Below are 25,001 nucleotides of genomic sequence, written 5' to 3'. Positions count from 1 at the left end.
TTGGTCAGGCCCAGGCCAGTACCAGCAGCCCGGCCCCCAGCACCACGCACAAGGGGCAATAGAACAGCGTATCGAGCCGGGCGAACGTCGAGCCGCGCACCTGCTTGAAGAACCCCACCAGTTCCGAGTCGCCAATGGCCCGGGCGAACATCAGCAAGGCCATGGCGCTGATGACCCACTGCAAGGCCGGATGGCTCACGCTCGGCAACAGGAGCCCGACCCGCAGGCACACCAGCAGCGCCACCAGCAACAGGGCCAGCGCCACCAGCAAGGTCGCCAGCGCCGGGGGCTGGAAGGCCGGCTGGCTCTGCCCGGGCACAGGCCCCGGCACCTGCGGAATCACCGCCTCGCTGCCGCGCTTGCCGCCAGCGGCCCAGTACAGGTGCAACAGGCTGATCGATAAAAAGGTTCCGGCCACTCCCTGTGCAAGCAGATGAGTCATGTTGGACGTCCCTGGAAAATTTCGCTGAAGAATGGACCTGATTGCACGTTTTGGTAAGTACGTTCGTCGTCTTCGATGCTAAAGTGCCGGCCCATGAAATTCGCCCGTTCCGATCGCTCGCTCGTTGCCTGGATGCTGTATTGCTGCGTCCTGTTCAACGTGTTCGCCTGCAGTATCGGCCATGGCCAGATGCTGGGCATGCAGCTCAACGGCATCGGCGGGCAGTTCTGTAGCGTCGACCCGGCCACCCAGGCGCCCGTGCAGGCCCCCACCGACCAGGATTCGCTGCCGACCCTGGCCAAGGCCTTCGGTTGCCCGCTGTGCTCCACCGGCGGCATGGGCCCGGCGCTGAACACCAGCCTTGGCCTGGCCTTCCTGCCGCAGCCCCAAGCACCACCGCTGCTCGCCGTAGCCCAGGTCGACCTCCCTGCCCACCATAGCTGGCCCACCGCCCATCCCCGGGCACCGCCCCTCGCCTGATTCCTGCCCCTACCCGCCCTCTCCACCGCGCCCTCTGCGTGGCGCGTGGCCGTGGGCTGTTTCCTAGTCAAGAATTCAGGACCTTTCAATGAAACACCTTCCTTTACTGGCGAGCCTGTTGGGCTGCCTGTCTATCAGCGCCTGGGGCCAACCGGGCCTCGAACTGGCCCCCACTACCATCGGTGCCGACGAAGCGGATGCCGAACCCGGGTTATCGCTCGATCGGTCCAGCGGCATGGCCTCGCGCCTGGGCCTGAGCCTGCGTGAAACCCCCGCCTCGGTGGCGGTGAGCAGCCGCCAGGACATCGAGCGCCGGGGCGATCGTACCTTCCAGGACGCCGCCAATGCCCTGCCCGGGGTCAATGCCAGCGCTCCTCCGGGGTTCGGCGGCTTCGTTTCCTACCGTGGCTTCACCAGTGGCCAGATCACCCAGATGTTCAATGGCATCAATGTCGCCACCGGCCTGGCCCGCCCTGTGGACGCCTGGATCTATGATCGGGTGGAACTGGTGGGCGGCCCGTCGTCGCTGATCAATGGCGCAGGCTCCGTGGGCGGCTCGTTGAACTACGTGACCAAGCTGGCCGAACGCCGCGAACGGGCCGCCGAGGGCCTGCTCGGCTATGGCAGCTTCGACACCACCCAGACCGCCTTCGGGGTCAACCATGCCCTGAGCCCGGCCAGCGCCGATGTGCAGCACTTCGCGCGGCTGGATGTCAGCCACAACACCAGCAACGGCTATATCGACCGCCAGGAGCGCGACGCCTGGAGCCTGGCATTCTCCCTGCTCAGCGACCTGACCCCGGACCTGTCCCACACCCTGGCCGTGGAGTATCAGGACGAGCACGAGGACAGCCCCTACTGGGGCACGCCAGTGCTCAACCCCAAGGCCGGCGACCTGAAGATCGACAAGCACAACCGCTTCAACAACTACAACGTCGCCGATGGCCTGTACGAACAGCGCACCGTCTGGCTGCGTTCGATCCTCGACTACCGGATCAACGACAGCACCAGCCTGCGCAATACCCTCTACCACCTGGACAGCCAGCGCGACTACCGCAACCTGGAGACCTACCAGTACAGCCCCGACAACCGGCTGGTGAACCGCTCCACCGCCTACCTGGTGCGGCACCAGGGCAACCAGGTGGGCAACCAGTTCGAGGTGCGCCACGAAGACCAACTACTGGGCCTCGACACCACCTGGGCCGCCGGTTTCGAGTACAAGGTCAACAGCACCACCAATTCGCCGAACAACGTACCGGCACGCAACAGCGTCGACCCGAACAGCTACCGTCCCGGGCACTTCTACGAACTGGAAGGAACCCGCCAGGGCTGGGTCAAGGACAAGACCAACCAGGTCACCACCCGCGCGCTGTTCGTCGAGAACCGCCTGGCCCTGACCGACGAGCTGTCGCTGCTCAGCGGTTTGCGCTACGACGCCATCGACCTGGACGTGACCAACCACCGGACCATCACCGCCAGCAACCCGCGCCACTTCAAGCGCAGCTGGGAGCCGGTCACCGGACGCCTGGGCCTGACCTGGCAGTTCTTGCCCAGCGCCAACGTCTATGTGCAATACAGCACCGCCGCCGAACAGCCCAGCGGTACCCAGAACTTCGACGTATCCACCGGCAAGCAGTGGGAGGTGGGGAGCAAGTTCGACTACCTGGACGGTCGTGGCTCGGCCACCGTGGCGGCCTACCGCATCGAACGCAAGGACTTCGCCGTGACCGATCCACTGGACCCGGCCAATAGCATTCCGGTGGGCCAGCAGACGTCGAAGGGCATCGAGCTGGCCAGTTCGCTGCGCATCACCCCGCGACTGCTGGCCCAGGGCAACTTCGCCTGGGTGGATGCCGAGTACGATGCGTTCAATGAAAAGCTCGCCAGCGGCGCGGTGGTCTCGCGCAAGGGCAATACCCCCACCAATGTGCCCTCGCGCCTGGCCAACCTGTGGCTGACCTATGACTTGGCGAGCGACTGGCAGGCCGGGGTCGATGCCCGCTACGTGGCCTCGGTCTACGCCGACAATGCCAATACCCTGACCATGCCCGCCTACACCCTGTATGGCAGCTTCCTGCGCTACCAGCTCGACAGCCACACCAGCATTACCGGGCGAGTGCGCAACCTGACCAACGAAACCTACGGCCAGTTCGCCCACGTGTCCCCGGCCTACTACCTGGGCACTCCGCGAACCTTCGAAGTGGCGGTGCAAACCCGCTTCTGAAACGCCTCTGCAAGGTGGTGGCCCGAATACCTTTGCCAAGGGTTCGGGTACACCCAGGCCTGGGCGATTGCGCCTGGTTCGTCAACGAATGGAGGAACTTGCAAGCCGGGCCATGGTGCTCCGCGCCTGCGTCCGGGGCTGGCCGATGGAACGAGCGGGCTGCGCTAGGGCGCGGGTATCACGATTGTCACGGGCCTTCCGGCTCCTGCAGGCGTTGCAGCTCGCGCCGCACCATGCTGGCGTAGGCTGCCGGGCGCAAGCTGTAGATCTGTGCAGCCACCCAGTTCAGCCAGGCGCCCTGCAAGACCGCTTTCTGCTGGAACAGGCGCAGGGCCTCGTTGCGCGCGTCAGCCAGATGCTGCTGGTGGAATTCGGCGCGGCTCAGACTCGTCACTCGCTGGCCTTGAAGCTGATCAGTTCGCCCTTGCGCCATTTGGCGGCCTTGGCGGACACCGCCTTGAGGGTCTTGGTCAGGCCTTCCTGCAACTGTTCGTTGGCGGCGAACACCATCACCACCGACTGGCCTTCCCGGAACACGATCCCCTGCCCCAGCGGGCTGCTGACGAAGGCGTAGTCGCCCAGGCCATAGACCGTCAGCTTGATCTCGCGAAAGCGGATTTCCATCTTGCCGCCTTCGCGACTGGGCAGCACCGCCGCCCGAAAATGATCGCCTACCTTGAGTTCCAGGCGCGGCTTATCGTCCACCACCATCGCCGACTCGGTATCGAGTTCGGCGATGTAGATGCCTTCGGCGGATTGTTCGGTGACATAGACAAAACGAGATTGAAACTGCTTGACCAGCTTTGCGCGCAAATCACCCAAAACAAACAACGCATGCATTTCAAGATTACTTACTGCCAAGGAAAGCTCCCCGATACTCAAATAATGCTGTCCTTGAAAAAATGGACAGCACAAAAAACCGCCATGGCGGCGTACTTATCTCGAACGATCAACCGGAAAAGTCACCCATATGAGCCTGGTACCGCTGCAGCCACGGGCGCTGGGCAAAGGGTATTTCGCCGATGCGGCAGGCTCGTGTCGAAGGCAGGAAAGTAGGCTCAGGGCCCGAAAAACATGGCTTTGCGCAATCAGGAATGGATGCTGGAACAGGCTTTCAGGCCCAATACGTCTAGTAACATGAATCCCTGGATCGGCAGCCACTTCGGGCGGCACAGGCAATTCTAGAGCAACTTTGGGCATTTCGACCATTCAAAGCGATCTTCCACTGCATACAGGCCCAGTCAAGCACAACAGCCGCGCAGCCATGCAGCAGGTAATACTGCCTTGGACACCTCCTTCGACAAGGCGCGATTCTAACTCTCCACCCCCCTTGATACGGCTAGGCATGGGCAAGATTAGTCGTAAGAAATGTCAACTCTGCTCGTCAGAACATTTACAACCTGAGTAGGACATGACCTGACTCAAGATCTGGCAGCAAACCGCGCGCCATACTCGACAGCGAACTTTTCGACCGCATCCTGCGGACCTTTAATACTCATTCACCCTGGGAGCAGGCAGGAAATGACCGAGCTGGATATTGGCGAATTCTTCATCCGCGGCCAGTGCCGGGAAGTCAGGGGCGAATTCCAGGCCGTGATCGCCCTGCGGGCCAAGCCACCAAGCAATCGGGTCGGTTTGTACCAGGTCGAGCGCGACCGCTGGTTCAAGACCCCAGCACAAGCCGCAGCCGCCGCCAGGGCATCGGCCCGGGCCCTCAAGCAGGCCATCGACCAGGGTGCGCTGGACGCTTGAGTCATTGAGCCGGAACCCGGCCCGCAAGCCCGACAGTACCCGGGGCAGCGTTCAAGCCGAGTGCTTGAGCGGCCTCCGGCCCGGCTTGAGCACCGCCAGCTGCTCCACCCAGGCCAACTGGCACTCCTGGGCTTCGGCGCGCGTGGCAAAGGCAGTACCACGCTGCTCACCGTTGACCAGCACCACCCAGCACACCTTGCGTCCCAAGGCCCGCAACGAAGCGGGCACTCCACTGCCAATCATCACCGCCACATCGACTTTGCCGTGCATGGAGTCTTCTCCGGAAAATAGTTAGCTGACTAATGATGTCTCATGCTAATGATTTCCCGCTCCACGCGACATGCCTGATTCTGCACAGCACAATTGCGCCATCGGTAACAATGACGGGCCTCATGAAGCCCGTTGCGGTGGCGCCTGCTCCGGTTTGTAGCCCAGGCGCAACCCACCCCAATGCCGACCCAGGACCATGATCGGCACCGACAGGTCATGCATCAGCTCACCGGTGTCGCGGGTATAGGTCTGCAGCAGCAACGGTTGCTGGTGGCTGCCACAGCGGATGCCCGTACGGTCGGCAAACTTGCGCTTGCTGCGGTTATGCAGGTTGTCCACCTGGGGATCGCCGGTCAGCGGCTGGGAAAACGCCTTGTTATGGGTTGGCACATAACCTTCCTGGGTACAGGCGATGGCAAACACCAGGCCATCATGACGTGACAACAGCGACTCCTGGATCGGCGGCAGCACCTGGTCGGTATAGCGGTCGAAGCGGGTCTGGTACCTGGCTGGCTCCGTATTGGCGATCAGCTGATAGTGGCGGTCGAACAAATCATCGAGGGCAACGCGCTTGCCTGCCAGGTCCGCTTCGAATTGCTCGGCGATACGCCGTGCACCTTCGCGGGCCAGGTCATAGATGCGCTGGTGATAATCGTCCAGGCCCACCACGGCCAGGCGCTCGCTGATGGTTTCCGCCTGCCCTTCCATCTGTACCGCTGCCTGGGCCAGGCTGCGGGTCTGCTGGTCGCTGACCGCCAGGTCGCTGCGCATCTGCTCTACGGCATGGAACAGGCTGTCGAGCTGCTCGCGATTGGTCTGCGCCCCCCGGGCAATCTCGCTGACCTGCTCCTCGACCCCGGCAGCCAGGCGGGCGATGTTGTCCAGGTGGCGTCCCGTGTGTTCCACCTGCTCGACCCCCTGGCTCAGATCGTCGGACAGCTGGCGAATCTGCTCCACCACATCACTGGTGCGCTGCTGGATATCGGCCACCATCACCCCGACCTCGTCGGTGGCGGTGGCAGTGCGCCCGGCCAGGCCGCGCACCTCGTCGGCGACCACGGCGAAACCACGGCCATGCTCGCCGGCGCGAGCGGCCTCGATGGCGGCATTGAGCGCCAACAGGTTGGTCTGGCTGGCGATGGACTGGATGACCAGCGCCACCCGCTGGATTTCTTCACTGCGCTGGCTCAGGGCCTCGATCAGCTCGCGGCTGTCATTGGCCCGCTGGCTGAGCAGGTGCATGCGGGTGATGGACTCGCCCAGTACGCTGCGCCCTTCGGCGCTGCTGGCATGGGCTTCGCTGGCGGCGCCCAGGGCCTGGAGGCTGAGCTGCGAGGTGACCTGCTCGGTCTTGATCATGACCTCGGCGTTACCGACGATGCTCACTGCGGCATCCAACTGCGATTGCAACTTGCCGGCCAGTTGGGTTACCGAGTACGCCACGGCGGCGGCGGACAATGCGTTGTGGGTAGTGCCGTAGGACAGATCGCGGGTCAGTGCCGACAGCTCGGTATCGGCCGCGACCGCCGTGGTCTCCAGCGCCTTGCGCGTGCGCCAGCGAGGCAGCCAGACCACCAGCACCGCCAGCGGCAGGCACAGGTACAGCGGCCAGCCCCCCAGGGCCTGGCCCGCGAACAACGCCATCAAGGCTGCGCTCTGCAGGGTCGGCGCCCACCAACGTCCCCCATCGTCGCTGGCCAGCGGCTGCGCGACAGGCGCCGCGAGAGATCCTTCTCTTGACATCTTGGTCACCCCATATCGTTCTAATTGTTTTCCGGCATTAAACGCCACTAGAAGGCCATTATCCATGGTCCCTTAGTAGGAATCAGAGCAGCGGCAAGCTTGCAGCCATAAGCGGCAAGAGACGTTTGGGGAGGTATTATTCAGAGTCTTCCGGGAGGGATGTTGCAGTAGATCAAGGGAAATGGAAGACGGGCTGCGGATATCGCACAGGATTACCGCGAGGGGGGAGGTTCGCCCTCCAGTGCGCAGCGCTGGCTAGGCTGCGCCCCTGGAGGCAAGAATGCACTTGAAACACTGACAGCTTGCAGCTGCCTTTAAGCCTGGCGCTGGTGCTTGTCGATCTGCTCGTGGCGCTCTTGGGCTTCGATGCAGTACTTGGTGGTCGGGCTGATCAGCAGGCGCTTGAGGCCGATCGGCTCGCCGCTGTCGTCGCACCAGCCAAAGCTGTCGTCACTGATCCGGCCCAGGGCCTGCTCCAGCTGCGGCAACATGCGCTGGTCACGATCGATGGCGTTGACCAACCAGGTGCGCTCTTCTTCGACGGAAGCGGCGTCGGCCGGGTCAGCCGGGGTATCCAGGCTTTCAATGGCGATCCGGTTCTGCTCGATGCGCTCGTGGGTTTCCACCTTCATGGCTTGCAACAGCTCAGTGAAAAAAGCGTGTTGCTCGGCATTCATGTAGTCATCCGCCGGCATGGCCAGCAACTTTTCCTTGGTCATTGATTTCTCTATAAAAAATACGTGCATTAAGGCGAATTCAAACTGTTTCCGGTTGACCCGTCAGGTCATCAGAAAGGCGCCATACCTTCCAAGCGCCACCCGGCACTCAATTTACGAGGGGCGGCAGTCTAAGGCCGGTTTGAGGGCGCAGCAACTGAAATGACAGCGAATCTGTCCGACAAACCGCACAAAGCCCGCAATTGCGGGCTTTGGGGCGGATGATCGGAGTGCTTTTATAACAAAAAATTCAATGGGCACCGCTCTTTTAGAAGACAAACGGCAGTACCGGACGGCGGATTTGGCTATTTCTGCGACAGATTACCGCCCTTTCCCTCCCCCTCCGCCATCGGTATCAGCGTTTTAACTTGCGCTTGTTGCGGTACTGGTCGATGACCACCGCCACCACGATGATCAGCCCCTTGATGATGTCCTGGATATAGGCATCGACACCGACGAAGGTAAAGCCGCTGGCCATCACCCCCAGGATCAGCGCGCCGATCACCGTGCCGGTGATGCGCCCCACGCCCCCGGCCAGGCTGGTGCCTCCGATCACTGCAGCGGCAATGGCATCCAGCTCGTAGGACATGCCCATCCCCGCCTGCCCGGTGGCGGCCCGGGCCGAGGCCACCACCCCGGCCAACCCGGCCAGCAGCCCGGCGATGCTGTAGACGATCACCAGGTGGCGCTTGACGTTGATCCCCGACGTGCGCGCCGCCTGCATGTTGCCGCCAATGGCATAGGTGTACTTGCCGTAGCGGGTGTAGCGCAGGGCGACATGGAAAATCACCGCGACCACCAGGAAGATCACCACCGGCATCGCCCCGTGGCCAATGGCGGTGTAGGAATCGGACAACATGCTCACCGGCTGGCCCTGGGTGTAGTAGCGCGCCAGGCCACGGGCCGAGACCATCATTCCCAGGGTAGCGATAAAGGGCGGGATGCCGCTGAGGGCGATGATGCTGCCGTTGATCGCCCCCGCCAGCAGGCCCACTCCCAGCCCCGCCAGCACCGGGATCCATACCGGCAGATCGGTCAACCCGGGGAACACCGCGCGGCTGAAATCGGAAGTCTGCGCCAGGCTGGCGGCGATCATCGCCGACAAGGCCAGCACCGAGCCCGAGGACAGGTCGATGCCGGTGGTGATGATCACCTGGGTCACGCCGATGGCCAGCAGGCCAATGACCGAGACCTGGAGGATCATCAGCACCAGGCGCTGGGAATTGAGCAAGAAGCTCTGCTCGCGGACCACCCAGCCGGACAGCTCGAACACCAGGGCGATGCCGATCAGCACCAGGAAGATACTCAGTTCGGTCGGCAGGCGCCGACGGCTCTTGGCCGGTGCCAGGGCCGGTTTGTTTTCCAGTATTGCGTTCATCACCGTCCACCTTGATCAGGGGCGGCGCCATTGGCGGCGGCCGGCCCAGGTTGAATGTCGCGTGTCGCCGCTAGTGTTCCAGGGCCAGGCCCGAGGCCAGTTGCATCACCCGCTCCTGGCTCGCTTCGCTACGGTCCAGGGTGCCCATCAGCTGCCCCTCGTGCATGACCAGCACCCGGTCACTCATGCCCAGGACCTCGGGCAGCTCCGAGGAGATCATCAGCACCGCCATGCCTTCGCCGGCGAGTGTGGCGATCAGGCGGTAGATCTCGGCCTTGGCCCCGACATCGATGCCCCGGGTCGGCTCGTCGAGGATCAGGATCCGCGGCCGGGTCATCAGCCAGCGGGCCAGCAGGGCCTTTTGCTGGTTGCCGCCAGACAGGGTGTCGATGCACTGCTCCAGCGACGGGGTCTTGACCCGCAACTGGCGACACATGTCCTCGCACAGCGCACGCAGGGCCTTGTGCTTGACGAAACCCGCCCCGGCATAGTGCTTGAGCACCGCCACCTCCATGTTCTCCAGCACCGACAGGCAGGGAAACAAGCCGCTGAGCTTGCGATCCTCGGTGAGCAGCGCCAGGCCCTGGCTGATGGCCACGTGGGGCTCGCCAATGCGCAACACCTGGCCATCGAGGATGATCTGCCCGCCATCGGCCGGGGTGATGCCGAACAGGGTCTCGGCCACGTTGGTCCGCCCCGAGCCCATCAGCCCGGCGATACCGAGGATCTCGCCGGCATGCAGGTCGAACGACACCCCCTCGAACACCCCGTCCAGGCGCAGGTCGCACACCTGCAGCAAGCGCTCGCCGATGGGCTGGTCACGCGTGGGAAACAGCTGGCTCAGCTCACGCCCGACCATCATCGAGATCAGGCTGTCGCCGTCCAGGTTCTCGGCCCGTTGCAGGCCGATGTAGGTGCCATCGCGGAACACCGCCACCTCATCGGCGATGGCGAACACTTCGTTCATCTTGTGGGTGATGTAGATGATGCCCTTACCCTGGGCCTTGAGGTCGGCGATGATCGAGAACAGGTGGGCCACTTCCTTGTCGGTGATGGCCGAGGTCGGCTCGTCCATGATCAGCACATCGGAGTCATAGGACACCGCCTTGGCGATCTCCACCATCTGCCGCTCGGCAATGCTCAGGTGGCCCACCTGTTCCTGGGGATCGAGCTCGATGCGCAGGCGCGCCAAGAGCGCGGCGGTGGCCCGATGCATCGCCCGATGATCGACCAGGCCCAGCCGGCCCAGCGGCTCGCGGCCGATCCAGATGTTCTCGGCGACGCTCATGTGCGGCATCAGGTTGAGTTCCTGGTGGATCATGGCGATCCCCGCCTCCAGGGCCGCCAGTGGCGAGGCGAAGCTCACCGGCCGGCCCTTGAGGCGCAACTCGCCGGCATCGGGCTGGTAGATCCCGGCGATGATCTTCATCAGGGTCGACTTGCCGGCCCCGTTCTCCCCCATCAACGCCAGCACAGTGCCGGGACGTACCCGCAACTGCACCTCTGACAGGGCCACCACCCCGGGAAAGCCCTTGCTGACATTGATCACCTCCAGCAGGTAAGGCTCGATGACGGGGGTGATCCCGGCCGGATTCGAAACGGACGCACAGGCGTTCATGCTCAGCTACTCCCGCCGCCAGGCACCCAGGGCGCCCGGTCGGCTTGCTCGGTGAATGAGGCCCGGCTACTTGAACTGGGCGACGTTGTCCGGAGTGATCAACCGATACGGGATCCACACCGCAGCCTCCACCGGCTGCTGGTTGATCATCTTCACCGCGGTCTCCACCGACCCTTCGGCCTGGCCCTTGGCGTCCTGGAACACCGACACCGCCAGCTCGCCGCGCTGCACCGCGCGCAGCCCGTCGGGGGTACCGTCGACCCCGGCGATCAGCACGCTGCCGCGCGCCACCCCGGCCTGGTTCAAGGCCATGGCGGCGCCGATGGCCATCTCGTCGTTGTTGGCCACCACGGCGTTGAACTCGCGGCCCTGGGTCAGCCAGTCGTTGACCAGGGTCATGCCGCGGTCGCGCAGCCAGACCCCGGTCTGCTCCTGGTCGACCCGGATGCCCGGGTACTTGGCCAGCACCTCCTTGACGCCCTTGGTGCGATTGGCCGTGGAGTTGTTGGCCAGGTCCCCCAGCAGGATCACCACGCTGCCCTTGCCGCCCATCTTGTCCGCCAGGTACTGCATCTGCATCCGCCCGGCCTCCAGGTCGTCGGAGGCCACGGTGACCACCCCCTTGGGCAGCGCCAGGTCATCCGGGCGGCGGTTGACGTAGACCAGCGGGATCCCAGCCTTGACCGCCGCCTCGGTGATCTTGCGAGTGGCGGCGGTGTCCACCGGGTTGACCACGATGGCGTCGACCTTCTGACTGACGAAGCTTTCGACCTGGCTCAACTGCTTGACCACGTCGCTGCGGGCGTCCTCGAACTGCAACTGCACGCCCTCGGGCATGGACTTGGCCTTCTGGTCCATGGACTCGCGCAGGTAGGTCAGCCAGGTGTCGTCGAACTGCGACATGCTCACACCGATCCGCACCTGGGCCTGGGCCACGCCGCTGGACAGCAGCAAGGCCAGGGCCAGGGAAACCACTCGGGTCTGGATATTCATCAAGGGTGCTCTCCACGTTGTTGTCGGTTGGCGGCTCGGGCGCCGCCGCGGCTCAGGCGCGTGAATACAGGACCGGGGCGCCGGGCATGCAGCCCAGCAGCGAACCTTGGTGTTCGACACACAGGCAACCCAGCAGCGACAGCAAGCGGGAGGACCAGGGAGTGCGAGGCATCTCGCGAGGGAGAGTGGCACCTGCCCGGGAGGGCAATGGCGTGGCAGAGCGAGGGATCTTCATCGACGGCACCTGTGTTGTTTTTGTTGGATGGCTGGCCAGGACACCAGGCAGAACCTGAAGACCCCGGCAGCCTGGGTAGTCGGCAACCTGGAAACGACTCTATTGGAAAATATTTTCTATATCAACTCATTTTAGAATTTTATTGCAAGCCCTGTTCAAGCCCTATTCGAGGGCCTGCCCAGGGCCTTGGCCCGGGCCTCTCAGCCATAGAATGCGGGGCGCGGCGGCAAGTGCACCGGCACGATGGCCCCGCTCTGCTGGGCCTGGATGCAAGCGTCGGCAGCCACCGCTGCCGCCAGGCCGTCCCAGGCCGAGGGGCCACCCACCTGCCCTGCCGCCACGGCATTGATAAAGGCTTGCAGCTCGACGTCATAGGCGGCGATGAAGCGCTCCTTCCAATCCATGAGGATGGCGCTGGACAGGTTGGCCGCGCTGCGCAGCTGCACCTGGGGCGGCTCGGGCAAGCGCGCGATCCCGCTCTCGCCCACCACCTCGCACTGGATGTCGTAGCCGTATTGGCAGTTGACGAAAATCTCCACATCGATCCGCACCCCACGGGCGGTCTCCAGCAGCACGATCTGCGGGTCGCGCAGTTGTTCATGGGCCTTGCTCGAAACCCGGGGGAACAGCACCTGCACCGAGACGTAGTCGTCGTCCAGCAACCAGCGCAGCACGTCTAGTTCGTGGATCAGGGTGTCGGTAATGGCCATGTCGGTCTTGTAGTTCGGCCCTACCCGCGGATTGCGGTGGGCGCAGTGCAGCATCAGCGGCGTGCCGATCCGACCGCTGTCCACCACGGCCTTCAGCGCCTGGTAACCCGCGTCGTAAGGGCGCATGAAGCCCACCTGGACCAGGCGCGTGCCATGGGCCAGCTCGGCCTCGACGATGCGCCGGCAGCCCTCGGCGGTCACCGCCAGGGGTTTCTCGCAGAACACCGGCTTGCCGGCGGCGATAGCCGCCAGCACGAATTCCTCGTGGCTGGGGCCCCAGGACGTGACCAGCACCGCCTGCACCTGGGGCGAGCGGATCAAGGCATGGCCGTCTGCATGGACTTCAGCCTGCAGTTGCAGGTCGTCGACCACCCGCGCCGCCTGTTGCCGATCGATGTCGGTCACGGCCACGACCCGGCTGCCCTGCAGGGTCTGGCTGCAACGCCGGATGTGATCCTGGCCGATGGCCCCGGTCCCGATAACGCCTAGCTGCAAAGACATGGATGTACTCCTATGGTTGTTCGTGGCAAAGGATCAATACTGGCGGGCCCTGGCCAGTTCGGCGGCAATGGCTCGGGACGCGGCGGCAACCCGCTCGCTGTCAGAGACCTGGGCCACCCCCACGTGCCACCAGGACTGGTAGCCGTGGAGCATGGTCTTGGGCAGGACCTTGATGTCGATCAGGGTCGAGACCGTCTGCCGGCGGGCATCCGCCAGGGCCGCCTGCAACTGCTCGAGACTGGTGACCCGGTAGGTCTTGCAACCGTAGGCCGCGGCGCTCATGGCGTAGTCCACCGGGATCAGGCCGCCGTCGAGCCGGCCCGTGAGCGGGTCGCGATAGCGAAATTCAGTGGCGAAACTGTCCTGGCCCTGGCCCAGCTGCAGGTTGTTGATGCAACCGAAGGCCATGTTGTCCAGCAATACCAGGTTGATCTTGCGCCGTTCCTGGAGCGAGGTGACCAGCTCCGAATGCAGCATCAGGTAGGAGCCGTCCCCCAGCAGCGCATAGACCTCGCGCCCAGGCTCGGCGAGCTTGACCCCCAGGGCCGCGCCGACCTCGTAGCCCATGCACGAATAGCCGTACTCCACGTGGTAGCTGTTGAGCCCCTTGCTGGCCCAACTGCGTTGCAGGTCACCGGGCAGGCTGCCGGCAGCGGCGACGATCACCGCGTCTTCGTCCAGCACCTGGTTGAGCACGCCCAGGACCTGGCTCTGGGTCAGGCAGGAGCCGGTGAGCTCGATGAACTCGCGCAGCACCGCCGGGTCCAGTGAGTCGTCGACCTCGGGCACGAAGGCCTGCGCCGAATACTGCACGCCATGCAGGCGCTGCACCTCGGCCACCAACTGCGCCTTGGCCGTCGCCACCTGCTCGCCCCAGCCGGCGCGATAGTCACGCTCCACCAGGACCTGCGACAGGCCCTGCAAGCCGGCCCGCGCATCGGCCAGCAACTGCACCCCATCGAGCTTCAGGGCATCGCCGGGGTTGACGTTGAGATTGAGGAACTGCACCTGCGGATGCTGGAACAGCCATTTCGAGGACGTGGTGAAATCGCTGTAGCGCGTCCCCACGCCGATGATCAGGTCGGCCTCCCGGGCCAGCAGGTTGGCCGCCAGGCAGCCAGTCTCGCCAATGCCGCCGACGTTCAGCGGATGGCTCGAGAGCAGCGCACTCTTGCCCGCCTGGGTCTCGGCCACGGGAATCGCGAAACGCTCGGCGAACGCCTGCAGCGCCTCGCCGGCAGCGGAGTACTTGACCCCGCCGCCACAGATAATCAGCGGCCGGCGCTTGCCCAGCAGCAGCGCCGCGGCATCGGCCAGCATGGCCGCGGTGGGCAGGCGCCGATCGATACGGTGGACCCTGCGGGCGAAGAACGCCTCGGGATAGTCGTAGGCCTCGGCCTGCACGTCCTGGGGCAGCGCCAGGGTCACCGCGCCGGTTTCCGCCGGGTCGGTCAGCACCCGCATGGCCTGCAATGCGGCACTCATCAATTGTTCCGGGCGGTTGATCCGGTCCCAGTACTTGCTCACGGCCTTGAAGGCATCGTTGGTGCTGATGCCCAGGTCATGGAACTGCTCGATCTGCTGCAACACCGGGTCCGGCTGGCGGCTGGCGAACACATCGCCGGGCAACAGCAGCAAGGGGATGCGATTGGCCGTGGCGGTGGCGGCCGCGGTCAGCATGTTCGCCGCGCCAGGCCCCACCGAGGCGGTACAGGCATAGACCTGTCGGCGCAGGCGCTGCTTGGCGAAACCGATGGCCGCGTGGGCCATGCCCTGCTCGTTGCGCCCCTGGTGCACCTGCAGGCCACCCGGGTCCTGCTGCAGGGCCTGGCCGATGCCCAGCACGTTGCCGTGGCCGAAGATGGTGAAGACTCCGGCGACGAAGCGGCTCTGTTGTCCATCCACCTCGACGTACTGGTTGTCGAGGAACTTCACCAGGGCCTGGGCCATGGTCAGGCGTAGCGTGCTCATTTCAGCTCCTTACAAGGGATAGGGGCATGGCGCCGGGCACTCACTCCAGGGCCTGGCGCAGATGGTCGATGCTGGCGCCCAGGGCCTGGCGGACATCCACCAGGCCATGGACGCAGGCGGCGAAAGGCTCGAACGACAGGTAACCGGTGTAGCCCTGGTGCAACAGCGCCTTGAGTTGCGCCACGTTGCCGAGCCGATCCGCCGCGCCCACCAGCACTCGATGGCCGTCGCGCAACAGCTCCAGGGGCGCCTGCGCCTCCTCGACCCCGGAGATGTGCACCAGGGCGGTCTGTTCGGCGAACAGCTCCTGTTCTCCAGCCAGGCGGTGATGGAAGGTGTCATGCAGCAGGCGCAGGACATCCAGGCTGGCAGTGTCGCGGACCGCCTCCAGCGCCAGGCGCTTGCTGCGCAAGGCGCTCTCCTCAAAGCCCAGGGGCTCGATGAAGCCATACAGGCCATGCCGGCGCAGTACCGGGGCGATTCCCTTGAGGGCGCTGCGCAGCGCCAGCGCCCGCTGCGTGGCATCGCGCGGGTCCCCGGCCTCATTCAGCGGACACAGCACCAGCGCCCTGGCACCGCAGGCCACGGCATACTCGGCCAATTGCCGCAGTTGCCGCTCGCGCTCCGGGTTCCAGACATCGAAGGGATACAGCGCATTGATCGACAACACCCGCACGCCACGGCTCGCGCACAGCTCGCGAACCCGCTCCGGCGGCGTGCCATCGGTGATTTCCACGCCCGGCAGGTCGTTGCGCAACTCGATGGCATCGATCTGCAACTCCAGCGCCAGGTCGAGGAATTCCACCAGCGACAAGCTCGGCGCGACCATCCGGTTCAAGGCAAAACGCAAGGGCCGGGGCATGTGGCTGACTCTCCCTATGGCGTGGCGCTCTCAGAGATCGAGCAGCCAGCTGTGCTGCGGATCGTTGTGGAATTGCCAGGCGCGTTTCGGCCCGGCCATGACATTCAGGTAATAGGACTGGTAGCCGTACGGCACACAGACCGGGTGATAACCCTCGGGGACCACCACCAGGTCGTGGTGCTCCACGGCCATGGCTTCGTCCAGCCGTCGATCGTCGGTGTACACCCGCTGGAACACGAAGCCCTGGGGCGGGTCGACCTGGTGGTAGTAGGTCTCTTCGAGAAAGCTCTGGTGCGGCAGGTCGTCGGTGTCGTGCTTGTGGGGCGGGTAGCTGGAGGAGTGCCCGGATGGCGTGCGCACCTCCACCACCAGCAGCGAATGCGCAGGCTCGCTGGCCGGCAGGATGTCGCAGACATAACGGGTATTGGCGTCCTTGCCCCGTACGCTGCGCGAGCACTGCTGCGGGCGGATCAACCGCGGCGCCAGCCCGGCCTCGCGGCAACCGGGGGCTGCGCAGACCGCCAGTTGCACCGGGTCCAGCGCGGTGATCCGGGCCTGGCTGCCCGGCGGCAGGTAGACGGCGAACGGCGCCAGGTCCTCGAACACCGATTGGCGCTCGCCGATCCCCTCCCAACGGAACGCACCATGCCCCGGTGCCTCGCCCTCGACCCGCACATGCCCGGCCAGCAGCACCAGGCATAGCTCGCGTTCACCGGCACTGACCGGCAGGCTTTCGTCCGGGCCCAGGCGGTAGGCGGCGAAACCCACGTACTGCAAACGGCCTTCCTCGAGTCGCACCAGCTCCTGGCCCGCGCCCGTGCCCTTGACCAGCAGGCTCATCGAGCAGCCCTCCCGTGCCCGGCACTGGCCAGCAAGGCGCGCAGGGTGTCATAGCCTTTGCGGGCATAAACCTCGCTGGGAGCCACCGCCGGGTCCTGCTCGGCCTCCACCACCAGCCAGCCCTGGTAACCCGCGCCCAGCAACACCTGCAGCAACGCGGCAAAATCCAGGTCGCCATCACCGGGCACGGTAAAGGTGCCGTTGACGATACAGTCGGGAAAGCTCCAGAGCTGGTTGCGCGCCAACTGCACCACCGGCTTGCGCACATCCTTGAAATGCACATGGCAGACCCGCCCGACATGCCGGCGCAACACCTCCAGGGGCTCTGCACCGCCCATGTAGCAATGCCCGGAGTCGAACAGCAGGCCCACCTCGGGGCCGCTGCGGCGCATCAGTTGGTCGATGTCCTGCGGTGATTCGACGTAGGCGCCCATATGGTGGTGATAGGCCAGGCGCACGCCCTGGGAGAGGGTGAAACGGGCCAGTTCGGTGAGCTTGTCGGCATATTCCTGCCAGGCCTGTTCGGTATGAAAGCGCGGGCGCTCCACCAGGGCGATGGGTTGGCCCTGGATCGAGTCGGCCACCTCGCCATAGACCAGCACCGTGGCGCCATTGTGCGCCAGCAACTGCACATGGGCGGCGATGGCTTCGATCTCCTCGGCCACCGAGCGCCGCGCCAGTTGGCCGCTGTACCAGCCGGAAACCAGCGCCAGCTCGTAGGGCCGCAGCACCTCGGCCACCCCCTGGGCATCCTTGGGGAACTTGCCGTTGAGCTCGAAGCCCTCGTAGCCGATGGCCTTGCCTTCGGCCAGCGCCGTGTCCAGGGGTGTCTCGCCCCCCAGGGACGGCAGGTCGTCATTGCTCCAGGAAATCGGGTTGATGCCAATTCGGATCGCGGGCATGGCTGCACCTTTTATTGTTGTTCGGATCGCACTCTAAAAAACCGCCTCGCCACCAAGGCCTGGGGCGTTCACGGGCGGGCGCTGCGCCAGGCCTCGATCAACTGGACGAACGTGCCCTGTACTTGCTCGATCAGCTGCTGGTCGTCGATCTCCCCTGCCAGCCAGGCACGACTGGGCTCCTGGAAGATCGTGCGACCCACGGCAAAGCCCCGGCAACTGCTGCTGCCGGCGGCCTGGCGAAAGCCCTCGGCCAGGGCCTGGGGCGAGGCGTTGAGCCCCAGCAATACCACCCCACGGCAGTAGGGATCACGCTCCTGGATCAATTGGTCCAGGCGCTGCCACTGCTCGCGATCCTGGGCCTCGATCTTCCACCAGGCCGGGTAGATGCCCAGGTTGTAGAGGCGCTTGATGGCCCGGTACAGCACCTCGGGATGGGCCCCGGGCAAGTCCTTGGGCGGGATGACCTCCAGCAGCAACTCATGGCCGCTGGCCTGGGACGCCTGGTACAGGGCGCGGATCTGCGCCTCCTGCTCCAGGCGCAGCAAGGGTTCGTCATCGGGATGAAATTGCACCAGGCACTTGATGATCTGCTCCTGGGGCCAGGCGATCAGGTTGCTGCCAATGGCCCGGCCCTGCTCGAACACCAGGGGCCGCGATCCCTGCAGTTCCACCGGGCGTGCCACCCACCAGCCACGACCGGTGGCGGCGTTCAGTGCATCCTGGCCGAAGCGCTGGTCCGCCAGCACGCCGACATCGGCCTCGACGCCTTTACGTCGCAGGTCGGCCTCGACCCGCTGCACCGCCTCGACGAACAGCAGCTTGAGTTGTTCGATGAACCTGAGCTCGCGCCCACCCTGGCGGGCCAGCTCCACCAGTTGCCCGCGATGATCGAAGGCGAAGATGAACAGCGGCCGCCACGCCTTGCGCGGCACGCTGACCTGGTGCAGGCGCCGCAGGGTCGGGTCTTGGTCCGGACGGGTAATGGGCCGCGGGCTGCCGAACAGGTAGTCGAGCTCGGCACGGGTCGGCATTGCCGGGGCACAGGCGTGGCGCGAGACCACCAGGGCACCGCAGGCATTGGCCAGCTGGCAGCAGCGCTCATCGTCCGCCCCCTCCAGCCAGCCACTGAGAAAGCCGGACATGAACGCATCGCCGGCGCCCAGCACGTTCAGCACCTCGACCTGCACGCCCTGGTGCACCTGCAACTCCTCCAGATGGCCGGGAATGGCCCCATGGATCACCGTGCAGCCCCTGGGGCCGAGCTTGACCACCAGGGTCGCGGCCGTCAGCTCGCGCACCCGGCGCAGGGCCGCCAGCAAATCCGGCTCGCCCCCGGCGATCAGGAATTCCTCCTCGGTGCCGACGATCAGTTCGAAGCGCGGCAGAATGCCCTGCACATGCTGGCTGACCTGGCGGTCGGCGACGAAGCGGGTCTGGCCATCGGCCTTGGCCGCCAGGCCCCAGAGCACCGGCCGATAGTCGATGTCCAGTACTCGCCGCACCCCATGGCGCTCGGCATAGTCGAGGGCCTGGATGCTGGCCCGGTAGACCTGGTCGCTGGAAAAATGCGTGCCGGTGATCAGCAGCGCCTTGCTGGAGGCGATGAAGGCCTCGTCGATGTCCTCGGCGGCCAGGGCCATGTCGGCGCAGTTCTCGCGATAGAACACCAGGGGAAAGCTCTCGCGATCCTTGAGGCCCAGCAGGACCAGGGCCGTCAGGCGCTCGGGATCGACCCGCACGGCGCGGGTGTCGCAACCTTCGCGCTGCAAGGACTCCAGCAGGAAGCGCCCCATGTGGTCGTCGCCGACCCGGGTCAGCATCGCCGACTTCAGGCCCAGGCGCGCGGTACCGAAGGCGATGTTGGCGGACGAGCCGCCAAGGTACTTGGCAAAACTGGCGACATCTTCCAGGCGGGCCCCCACTTGCTGCGCGTAGAGGTCGACGCCCAGGCGTCCGAGGCAGATCAGATCCAATTGACGCCCACTGGCAAAGCGATCCTGGCCCATGCTGGCTCCTGTTATTGTTATCAGCCGCTGCCTGCCGCCGGTTCCTCGGCAAGCACTCTTGGTGGGTGCAGCCTAGAACGGCTTTCACTGCCAAATCAATATTTATTCTAATTATTTTTACATGGAATATTTTTTCCACTAAAGTTCGTTGCACGCCGGAATCTGTGCCCTGCATCGATTCAGCAATGCGCTGCAGGCCCCGGCCGGCAAGATTTTCCCGGCGCCGACCCTGTAGACTGCCCGCAGTCCGCCTAGTCTCAGGGGCGATACCCAGGCTCGCCCCATCAGCACCCGTAAGAAGGATTGACCATGCCCCATACCGATCAGCCGGCCTTGTCCGAAGGCACCACGGACAGCGACCTCGCCACTCGCCCGCTCGATGCCGAGGGCCTGCTGCAGCTGATCGCCCAGGAATACGAAAGCCTGCCGCGCCAGCTCAAGCGTATCGCCAGCTACATGAGCCAGCAGCGCGACCGGATCATGGTCGATCGCATCAGTGACATCGCCCGCGAATGCGAAGTGCATCCCTCGGCCATCGTGCGTTTCTCCCAGCGCCTGGGCTTTCGCGGCTTCAGTGACATGCAGGCGTTGTTCCGCGAGGCCTATACCCACAAGGCCACGCCGGTGCAGAACTACCAGCAGCGCATCCGCAGCCTGATCGCCAACAAATCACAGAAGGCCAGCAGCGCCGACCTGGCTCGCGACTGCATCGGCGCCACCCTCTCGGGGATCGAGCGCCTGGAACAGGAGCTGGACGAGGCGGCCCTGGAGCGAGCCGTCGACCTGGTGGTCAATGCCGAGAACATCTACGTGGTGGGGGTGCGGCGCTCCTTCGCGGTGGCCGACTACCTGGTCTACAACCTGCAGCACACCAACAAGCGCATCCACCTGGTCTCGGGGCTCGGTGGCAGCTACCGCGAGCAGATGCGCAGCATCCGCCCCGGCGACCTGGTGATCGCCATCAGCTTCACGCCCTACGCCAAGGAAACCCAGCACTGCCTGCGGATTGCCCAGCACCACCAGGCCAAGACCCTGATCATCACCGACAGCACCCTCTCGCCCCTGGCCAAGCGCGCCAACAGCGTGCTGCTGGTCAACGAGGGCAGCTCGTTCGCCTTCCGTTCGCTGAGCGCCACCTTGTGCCTGTGCCAGGCGCTGTTCATCGCCGTGGCCTACCGCCTGGAGCTGAAGATGGATGAAATCCACGAGCAGAGCGGCTTCGAGGATTAGCCGCGCAGCGGGCGCCTCATTCGTAGATCTTGCCGCAGTACAGGAACACCGCGAAGCGCTTCCACGGTGAGGCGTCGGCCAACCCCTGGCTGGCGCCCATGGCACTGGCTTCGGCCCAGGCATGGGCGGAGTCGAGGAAGTCCTCGATGGAGTCGTTCTGCCAGTCGCTGGCTTGGCGCCGGTCGGCACTCAAGGCCTGGACGAACGCCAGGAAACTGCGCTCATCCACCACTTGCTGCAAGGCTTGATCCAGGTCCACGGTTACCTCGGGGTCATCGGTGCCTGCCAGGCCAGGCCCATGCGCAGCAACTCCTTGCGCAAGATCGGCCGTTCCAGGCAGTGCAGGCCATTCACGGCCGGGCACTCTAGCAGCCGGTCCAGCTTCTGCGCACTCGCCGCTCCACCACTGAGCAAGTAGCTGCGCCCCTCGCCGAGGCTGATCAGGTTCAGCAGCCAGTCATCGCCCCACTGCCCCAGTACCCTTTCGATCAAGGGCCGTTGCTGGCGCAGCAAGCGATCGGCATTCCACAAGGTCAACTGGGCGAAACGCCTGGGCAGGTTGCTCTCTTCCCCGAGGACTTTCAGGTCCTTGTGCAGGGCCTGCTCCAGTTGTTCCTCGATCTGGCGCTGGCACTGGTCGAAGTAGCGTGCAGGCCATTGCTCGTCCAACCCGGCGTGCCGGGCCAGCACGGCATAGGCCTGGCGATCGGCATCGGTGCAGATCTGGGCAGTGAAGTTCAGGGTGTTGTCGAGAATCCCGGCTGCCAGCAACTGCGCACTGTCGCGGCTCATTCGCGGCAACAGCCCCGAGTCGCGCCAACGCTCGTAGACCTGGGTACAGGCGGCGCCGATCCGGCGAATATCCGCACGGGGGCCAAGGCGCTCGATCCAGAACGGCTCGAACCCCGGATGATGATCGATGACCTCCACCACCCGCTCCAGCGCCACCAGTGGGTCCAGGTGCAGGTGATTGGAAACGTCCACCAGCACGAACACATCGTCGTCGCCGATCGGCACCGGTGCATCCAGCCCCTTGCAGTTATGGCGCAGGGCCTGGGGAATGCTTTCGTTCAGTGGTGCGCTGCTCAGGGCCCGGGCCGGACGGCCGCGAAGATTGAGCCATTCGGCGTAGGCGATACAGCCGGCGTAGGCATCCATGTCCAGGTAAGCCGCGCCGGAGGTGACAATGATCATGACATCCCTGTGGTGTACGAAGGCCCGCGGGCCGGGGTGCCGAGCATGGCGGGCGAATATGACCAAAGCATGACAATCAGCACCTGGCCAGGCCGGCCTCGGCCACCAGCAGGCTTGCCAGGCGCGCAGCGCTGTAGCGGATCTGCGCCGGGCTCAGGGCCGCATAACCGATGATCACGGCCGCTGGCCGACCGGGTCGCTGGCAATGCTCGGCCAGGCCCTGCAGGTCGATGCCAGCCTCGGCGGCGCGTTGGCGAAAACGCGCCTCATCGCTACCGGCCGGCAACTGCAACAGCAGGTGCAGGCCGGCCTGCTGCCCGGTAATGCGATAGCAGCCCGGCGCCTCCCGGGCCAGGATCTGCAGCAGCAGGTCGCGACGCTCCTGGTAAGCCTGGCGGGCGGCCCGCAGATACCGCAGGAACGCACCGCTGGCGATGTAGTCGGCCAGGGCCACCTGCTCGATCACCCCGACCGAACGCCCGGTATTCTGCAAGGTCGCCAGCAATCGCTCGCGCAACGCCTGCGGCACCAGCATGAAACCCACCCGCAGGCCGGCGAACAGCGTCTTGTTGAAGCTGCCGCAGTAGATCACCCGGTCATCGAGGTCCAGGGACTTGAGGGCCGCCAGGGGGGCGCTCTGGTAATTGAATTCACTGTCGTAGTCGTCCTCCACGATCCAGGCCTGGCTGGCGCGCGCCCACTCCAGCAGTGCCAGGCGCCGCGATACCGGCATGCTCATGCCCAGGGGGGCCTGGTGCGCCGGGGTCACGTAGACCATGCGCGCATCGCGATGACGATGCAGGTACTCCACGTCGATCCCCTCCTCGTCGACCGGCACCGGCACCCATTGCGCACCGGCCAGGGTGAACAACTCCCTGGCCGACAGGTAGCCGGGGTCTTCCAGGCAGACCTTGTCGCCCCGGTGCAGCAGGCTGCGGGCCAACAGATCGAGGCCATGGCGAATGCCCGTGGTGACCATCACCTGGTCCGGGTCGCAGACAATGCCGCGGTGCTGCCCCAGGTACTGGGCGATCTGCTGGCGCAGCAGCGGCAAGCCAGCCGGATCGGGATCGCACAGCAATTGCGCCGGGGCCGCGGCCAGGGCCCGGGTCAGGGTGCGGGCCCACAGAGCCAGGGGAAACAGCGTAGGGTCGGCGAGCCGGGCGACGAAGGGTTGCCCGGCACGTACGCCCTGGGCTCGGGGGCGCGGGCCCGCAGGCTGTTCGGGCCGTGGCGCCCCAGGGGGCAGTGCCTTCAGGTAGAGGTCCGGCACCACCGCGCAGACCCGGGTCCCGGAACCGGACACGCGGCTGACGTAGCCCTCGCTGCGCAAGCGATCGAACACCGCTTCCAGGGTGCCTCGGGACAGGGACCAGCGCTGGGCCAGGGTCCGGGTCGACGGCAGTCGGCAGCCGGCCGGCAAGCGCTTCTCCAGGATCGCCTGGCGCAGGGCGCCATAGGCACTGTCCTGCTTGCCCAGGCCCTCGCCCAGGGCCTGGGGCAGCGGCAAGTCCAGCGGAACAGGGTGTTTTCCACGACTCATAGTGGTCCACTCGATACAGGTATAAATGGCTCTCGGCATTAAACCATAAAGGCCTTAGTTTTCTGCCCATGCCCTACCTGCCGAGCCATCCATGAAACCGACCACCGAAACCCCGCTCCTTGCCTCTACGGCCCCGCAAGCGCTGGCGCCCTGGCTCTGGACCCTGCTGTTGCTGATCGTGGTCTGCCTGCCGCGGATCAGCATCGACCTGTACCTGCCGGCCTTGCCCGCCATGGCCGACGCGCTGGGCGCCAGCGACCAACAGCTGCAACTGACCCTGAGCCTGTACATGCTCGGCTATGCCTTCTCGATGCTGCTGGGAGGTCCCCTGTGCGATCGCTTTGGCCGGCGTCCGGTGCTGCTCTGGGGCATGGCGCTGTACCTGCTGGCCAGCCTGGCCTGCATGCTCGCCACCCGCGTCGAGGTATTGATGGCCGCTCGCTTGCTACAAGCCCTGGGCGGTTGCTGCGGCACGCTGGTGGGCCGGGTCATGGTCCGGGATCGCTGCACGCCTGCCGAACAGGCGCGGCTCCTGGGCCTGTTATCCATGGGGATCGCCCTGTCGCCCATGCTCGCACCTGTACTGGGCAGCCTGCTCGGCCACTGGCTCGGGTGGCGCGGCCTGTTCCTGTGCCTGAGCCTCTTGGCCGCCGCCGTGTGGCTGCTGATGCTGGCCAAGCTGGCCGAGACCCGTTCGCCCGAGGTGGCCCAGATGCCCCGCCAGAACCTGCCACGGCTCTACTTGCGGCTGCTGCGAAGCCGCTATTTCATGCGTTATTCCCTGGCCATCGGTTGCCTGTACTGCACCTACTTTCCCTTTATCCTGCAGTCGCCCGCCTTGCTCCAGCGTCAGCTGGGGCTCTCCTCGAGCGCCTATGCCCTGGTCTTCGCCGCCACGGTGGCCGGTTATCTATTGGGGTCGCGGTGGTTCCAGCGCCTGGCGCCACGCCAGGGTGCCGACCGCCTGATCGCCCGGGCCACGTTGCTCAACCTTGCAGGCGCCGGCCTGCTGCTGATCGCCCGCGGCTTCTGGCCAGACAGCCTGCTGGCCATCGTCCTGCCCATGCTGGCGATCATGTTGGCGGTGGGCCTGGCGATTCCGGCCTGCCAACTGGCGATCCTGCAACCCTATGCCGATGTGGCAGGCAGCGCTTCGGGACTGTTCTTCTTTATCCAGATGGGCATGACCGCCCTGTGTGGCCTGCTGGCCGATGCCCTGGTCGACAGCGCCGCCGGCTCCTTGCAAGCCCTGACGGGGTTGTTCAGCCTCGCCCTTGGCGTGGCCTGGTATGGCCTGCGCCCGCGACCGTAGCCGCCTAGCCCACGCCAGGCGCCACCAGGCTCCAGCACAGGGCCAGGCAAAGGTACCCTGGCGCCCGTGCGCAGCCTGC

At 65.3% G+C, this 25,001-nt stretch carries 23 protein-coding genes and 1 pseudogene; 5 read left to right on the top strand and 19 right to left on the bottom strand.

Translation table 11 applies throughout. From position 1 onward, the window contains the following. Positions 1–4: 4 nt before the first annotated feature. The gene (locus C4K39_RS12925) at positions 5–442 is read right to left on the bottom strand and encodes a DUF3995 domain-containing protein (RefSeq protein ID WP_068578227.1); all 438 of its coding nucleotides are present in this window, start codon (positions 440–442) and stop codon (positions 5–7) included. A 93-nt stretch (positions 443–535) separates the two neighbouring features. Here C4K39_RS12925 and C4K39_RS12920 point away from each other — a divergent pair, with 93 nt between their 5' ends. Together C4K39_RS12920 and C4K39_RS12915 are read left to right on the top strand one after the other, a co-directional pair. Further along, on the top strand, positions 536–922 hold the full coding sequence (locus C4K39_RS12920; RefSeq protein WP_178083960.1) for a DUF2946 domain-containing protein: 387 nt from the start codon (positions 536–538) through the stop codon (positions 920–922). Positions 923–1,010: 88 nt separating this feature from the next. Further along, complete coding sequence (locus C4K39_RS12915) at positions 1,011–3,146, top strand: TonB-dependent receptor (RefSeq protein WP_124346591.1); 2,136 nt, start codon at positions 1,011–1,013, stop codon at positions 3,144–3,146. Between the two features lie 187 nt (positions 3,147–3,333). Here C4K39_RS12915 and C4K39_RS12910 read toward each other — a convergent pair whose 3' ends face one another. Both C4K39_RS12910 and C4K39_RS12905 read right to left on the bottom strand, forming a co-directional pair. Continuing rightward, positions 3,334–3,531 carry a hypothetical protein gene (locus tag C4K39_RS12910; protein WP_124348341.1) on the bottom strand — a complete coding sequence of 66 codons (198 nt, stop codon included), beginning with the start codon at positions 3,529–3,531 and terminating at the stop codon, positions 3,334–3,336. Between the two features lie 5 nt (positions 3,532–3,536). Next, complete coding sequence (locus C4K39_RS12905; RefSeq protein WP_083235648.1) at positions 3,537–4,007, bottom strand: hypothetical protein; 471 nt, start codon at positions 4,005–4,007, stop codon at positions 3,537–3,539. Between the two features lie 660 nt (positions 4,008–4,667). Here C4K39_RS12905 and C4K39_RS12900 point away from each other — a divergent pair. Beyond that, the gene (locus C4K39_RS12900; protein ID WP_068578218.1) at positions 4,668–4,898 is read left to right on the top strand and encodes a hypothetical protein; all 231 of its coding nucleotides are present in this window, start codon (positions 4,668–4,670) and stop codon (positions 4,896–4,898) included. 51 nt (positions 4,899–4,949) lie between these two features. Here the strand turns inward: C4K39_RS12900 and C4K39_RS12895 are convergent, their stop codons facing one another. The 13 genes and pseudogenes from C4K39_RS12895 to C4K39_RS12835 all read right to left on the bottom strand — a co-directional run bounded on the left by C4K39_RS12895 (position 4,950) and on the right by C4K39_RS12835 (position 19,643). After that, on the bottom strand, positions 4,950–5,168 hold the full coding sequence (locus tag C4K39_RS12895) for a hypothetical protein (protein WP_068578216.1): 219 nt from the start codon (positions 5,166–5,168) through the stop codon (positions 4,950–4,952). A gap of 120 nt (positions 5,169–5,288) precedes the next feature. Next, positions 5,289–6,341: pseudogene (locus tag C4K39_RS32225) on the bottom strand (methyl-accepting chemotaxis protein); the annotation flags it as partial. A gap of 884 nt (positions 6,342–7,225) precedes the next feature. Next, positions 7,226–7,630 carry a TraR/DksA family transcriptional regulator gene (locus C4K39_RS12885; RefSeq protein WP_022643977.1) on the bottom strand — a complete coding sequence of 135 codons (405 nt, stop codon included), beginning with the start codon at positions 7,628–7,630 and terminating at the stop codon, positions 7,226–7,228. Between the two features lie 352 nt (positions 7,631–7,982). Continuing rightward, positions 7,983–9,005: an ABC transporter permease gene (locus tag C4K39_RS12880; protein WP_068578214.1), complete on the bottom strand. Its 1,023-nt coding sequence runs from the start codon at positions 9,003–9,005 to the stop codon at positions 7,983–7,985. Positions 9,006–9,075: 70 nt separating this feature from the next. Next, positions 9,076–10,623, bottom strand: a complete 1,548-nt coding sequence (locus C4K39_RS12875; RefSeq protein WP_103326107.1) for a sugar ABC transporter ATP-binding protein — start codon at positions 10,621–10,623, stop codon at positions 9,076–9,078. 66 nt (positions 10,624–10,689) lie between these two features. Then, on the bottom strand, positions 10,690–11,616 hold the full coding sequence (locus tag C4K39_RS12870) for a sugar ABC transporter substrate-binding protein (RefSeq protein ID WP_068578275.1): 927 nt from the start codon (positions 11,614–11,616) through the stop codon (positions 10,690–10,692). Between the two features lie 52 nt (positions 11,617–11,668). After that, positions 11,669–11,851 (bottom strand): hypothetical protein, encoded by a 183-nt coding sequence (locus C4K39_RS12865; protein ID WP_068595973.1) that lies wholly within the window; start codon positions 11,849–11,851, stop codon positions 11,669–11,671. Between the two features lie 200 nt (positions 11,852–12,051). Beyond that, positions 12,052–13,062, bottom strand: coding sequence for a bifunctional inositol 2-dehydrogenase/D-chiro-inositol 1-dehydrogenase (iolG, locus tag C4K39_RS12860; protein WP_124346588.1), 1,011 nt, complete (start codon positions 13,060–13,062; stop codon positions 12,052–12,054). Positions 13,063–13,095: 33 nt separating this feature from the next. Beyond that, on the bottom strand, positions 13,096–15,033 hold the full coding sequence (gene iolD, locus C4K39_RS12855; RefSeq protein WP_124346587.1) for a 3D-(3,5/4)-trihydroxycyclohexane-1,2-dione acylhydrolase (decyclizing): 1,938 nt from the start codon (positions 15,031–15,033) through the stop codon (positions 13,096–13,098). Positions 15,034–15,073: 40 nt separating this feature from the next. Then, complete coding sequence (locus C4K39_RS12850; protein ID WP_124346586.1) at positions 15,074–15,895, bottom strand: TIM barrel protein; 822 nt, start codon at positions 15,893–15,895, stop codon at positions 15,074–15,076. 30 nt (positions 15,896–15,925) lie between these two features. Continuing rightward, positions 15,926–16,735 (bottom strand): 5-deoxy-glucuronate isomerase, encoded by an 810-nt coding sequence (gene iolB, locus C4K39_RS12845; protein ID WP_124346585.1) that lies wholly within the window; start codon positions 16,733–16,735, stop codon positions 15,926–15,928. Further along, the gene (gene iolE / locus C4K39_RS12840) at positions 16,732–17,637 is read right to left on the bottom strand and encodes a myo-inosose-2 dehydratase (RefSeq protein WP_124346584.1); all 906 of its coding nucleotides are present in this window, start codon (positions 17,635–17,637) and stop codon (positions 16,732–16,734) included. Before iolE ends, iolB begins: the two co-directional genes overlap by 4 nt. A 68-nt stretch (positions 17,638–17,705) precedes the next feature. Then, complete coding sequence (locus C4K39_RS12835) at positions 17,706–19,643, bottom strand: bifunctional 5-dehydro-2-deoxygluconokinase/5-dehydro-2-deoxyphosphogluconate aldolase (RefSeq protein ID WP_124346583.1); 1,938 nt, start codon at positions 19,641–19,643, stop codon at positions 17,706–17,708. 309 nt (positions 19,644–19,952) lie between these two features. On the opposite strand from C4K39_RS12835, the gene C4K39_RS12830 reads away from it, so the two are divergent. Further along, positions 19,953–20,873, top strand: a complete 921-nt coding sequence (locus C4K39_RS12830; protein ID WP_124346582.1) for a MurR/RpiR family transcriptional regulator — start codon at positions 19,953–19,955, stop codon at positions 20,871–20,873. Between the two features lie 16 nt (positions 20,874–20,889). Here the strand turns inward: C4K39_RS12830 and C4K39_RS12825 are convergent, their stop codons facing one another. The 3 genes from C4K39_RS12825 to pdxR form a co-directional block, all read right to left on the bottom strand. Continuing rightward, the gene (locus C4K39_RS12825; protein WP_053130677.1) at positions 20,890–21,132 is read right to left on the bottom strand and encodes a DUF7660 family protein; all 243 of its coding nucleotides are present in this window, start codon (positions 21,130–21,132) and stop codon (positions 20,890–20,892) included. Positions 21,133–21,134: 2 nt separating this feature from the next. Further along, on the bottom strand, positions 21,135–22,067 hold the full coding sequence (locus C4K39_RS12820) for a DHH family phosphoesterase (RefSeq protein ID WP_124346581.1): 933 nt from the start codon (positions 22,065–22,067) through the stop codon (positions 21,135–21,137). Positions 22,068–22,143: 76 nt separating this feature from the next. Beyond that, the gene (gene pdxR / locus C4K39_RS12815; RefSeq protein ID WP_068578294.1) at positions 22,144–23,610 is read right to left on the bottom strand and encodes a MocR-like pyridoxine biosynthesis transcription factor PdxR; all 1,467 of its coding nucleotides are present in this window, start codon (positions 23,608–23,610) and stop codon (positions 22,144–22,146) included. Between the two features lie 91 nt (positions 23,611–23,701). On the opposite strand from pdxR, the gene C4K39_RS12810 reads away from it, so the two are divergent. Then, positions 23,702–24,922 carry a multidrug effflux MFS transporter gene (locus C4K39_RS12810; RefSeq protein ID WP_124346580.1) on the top strand — a complete coding sequence of 407 codons (1,221 nt, stop codon included), beginning with the start codon at positions 23,702–23,704 and terminating at the stop codon, positions 24,920–24,922. The last annotated feature ends 79 nt before the right edge of the window (positions 24,923–25,001 follow it).

The organism is Pseudomonas sessilinigenes (genome assembly GCF_003850565.1).
GTDB classification, from domain to species: Bacteria; Pseudomonadota; Gammaproteobacteria; order Pseudomonadales; family Pseudomonadaceae; genus Aquipseudomonas; species Aquipseudomonas sessilinigenes.
This window is presented reverse-complemented; position numbering and strand designations above follow the sequence as displayed.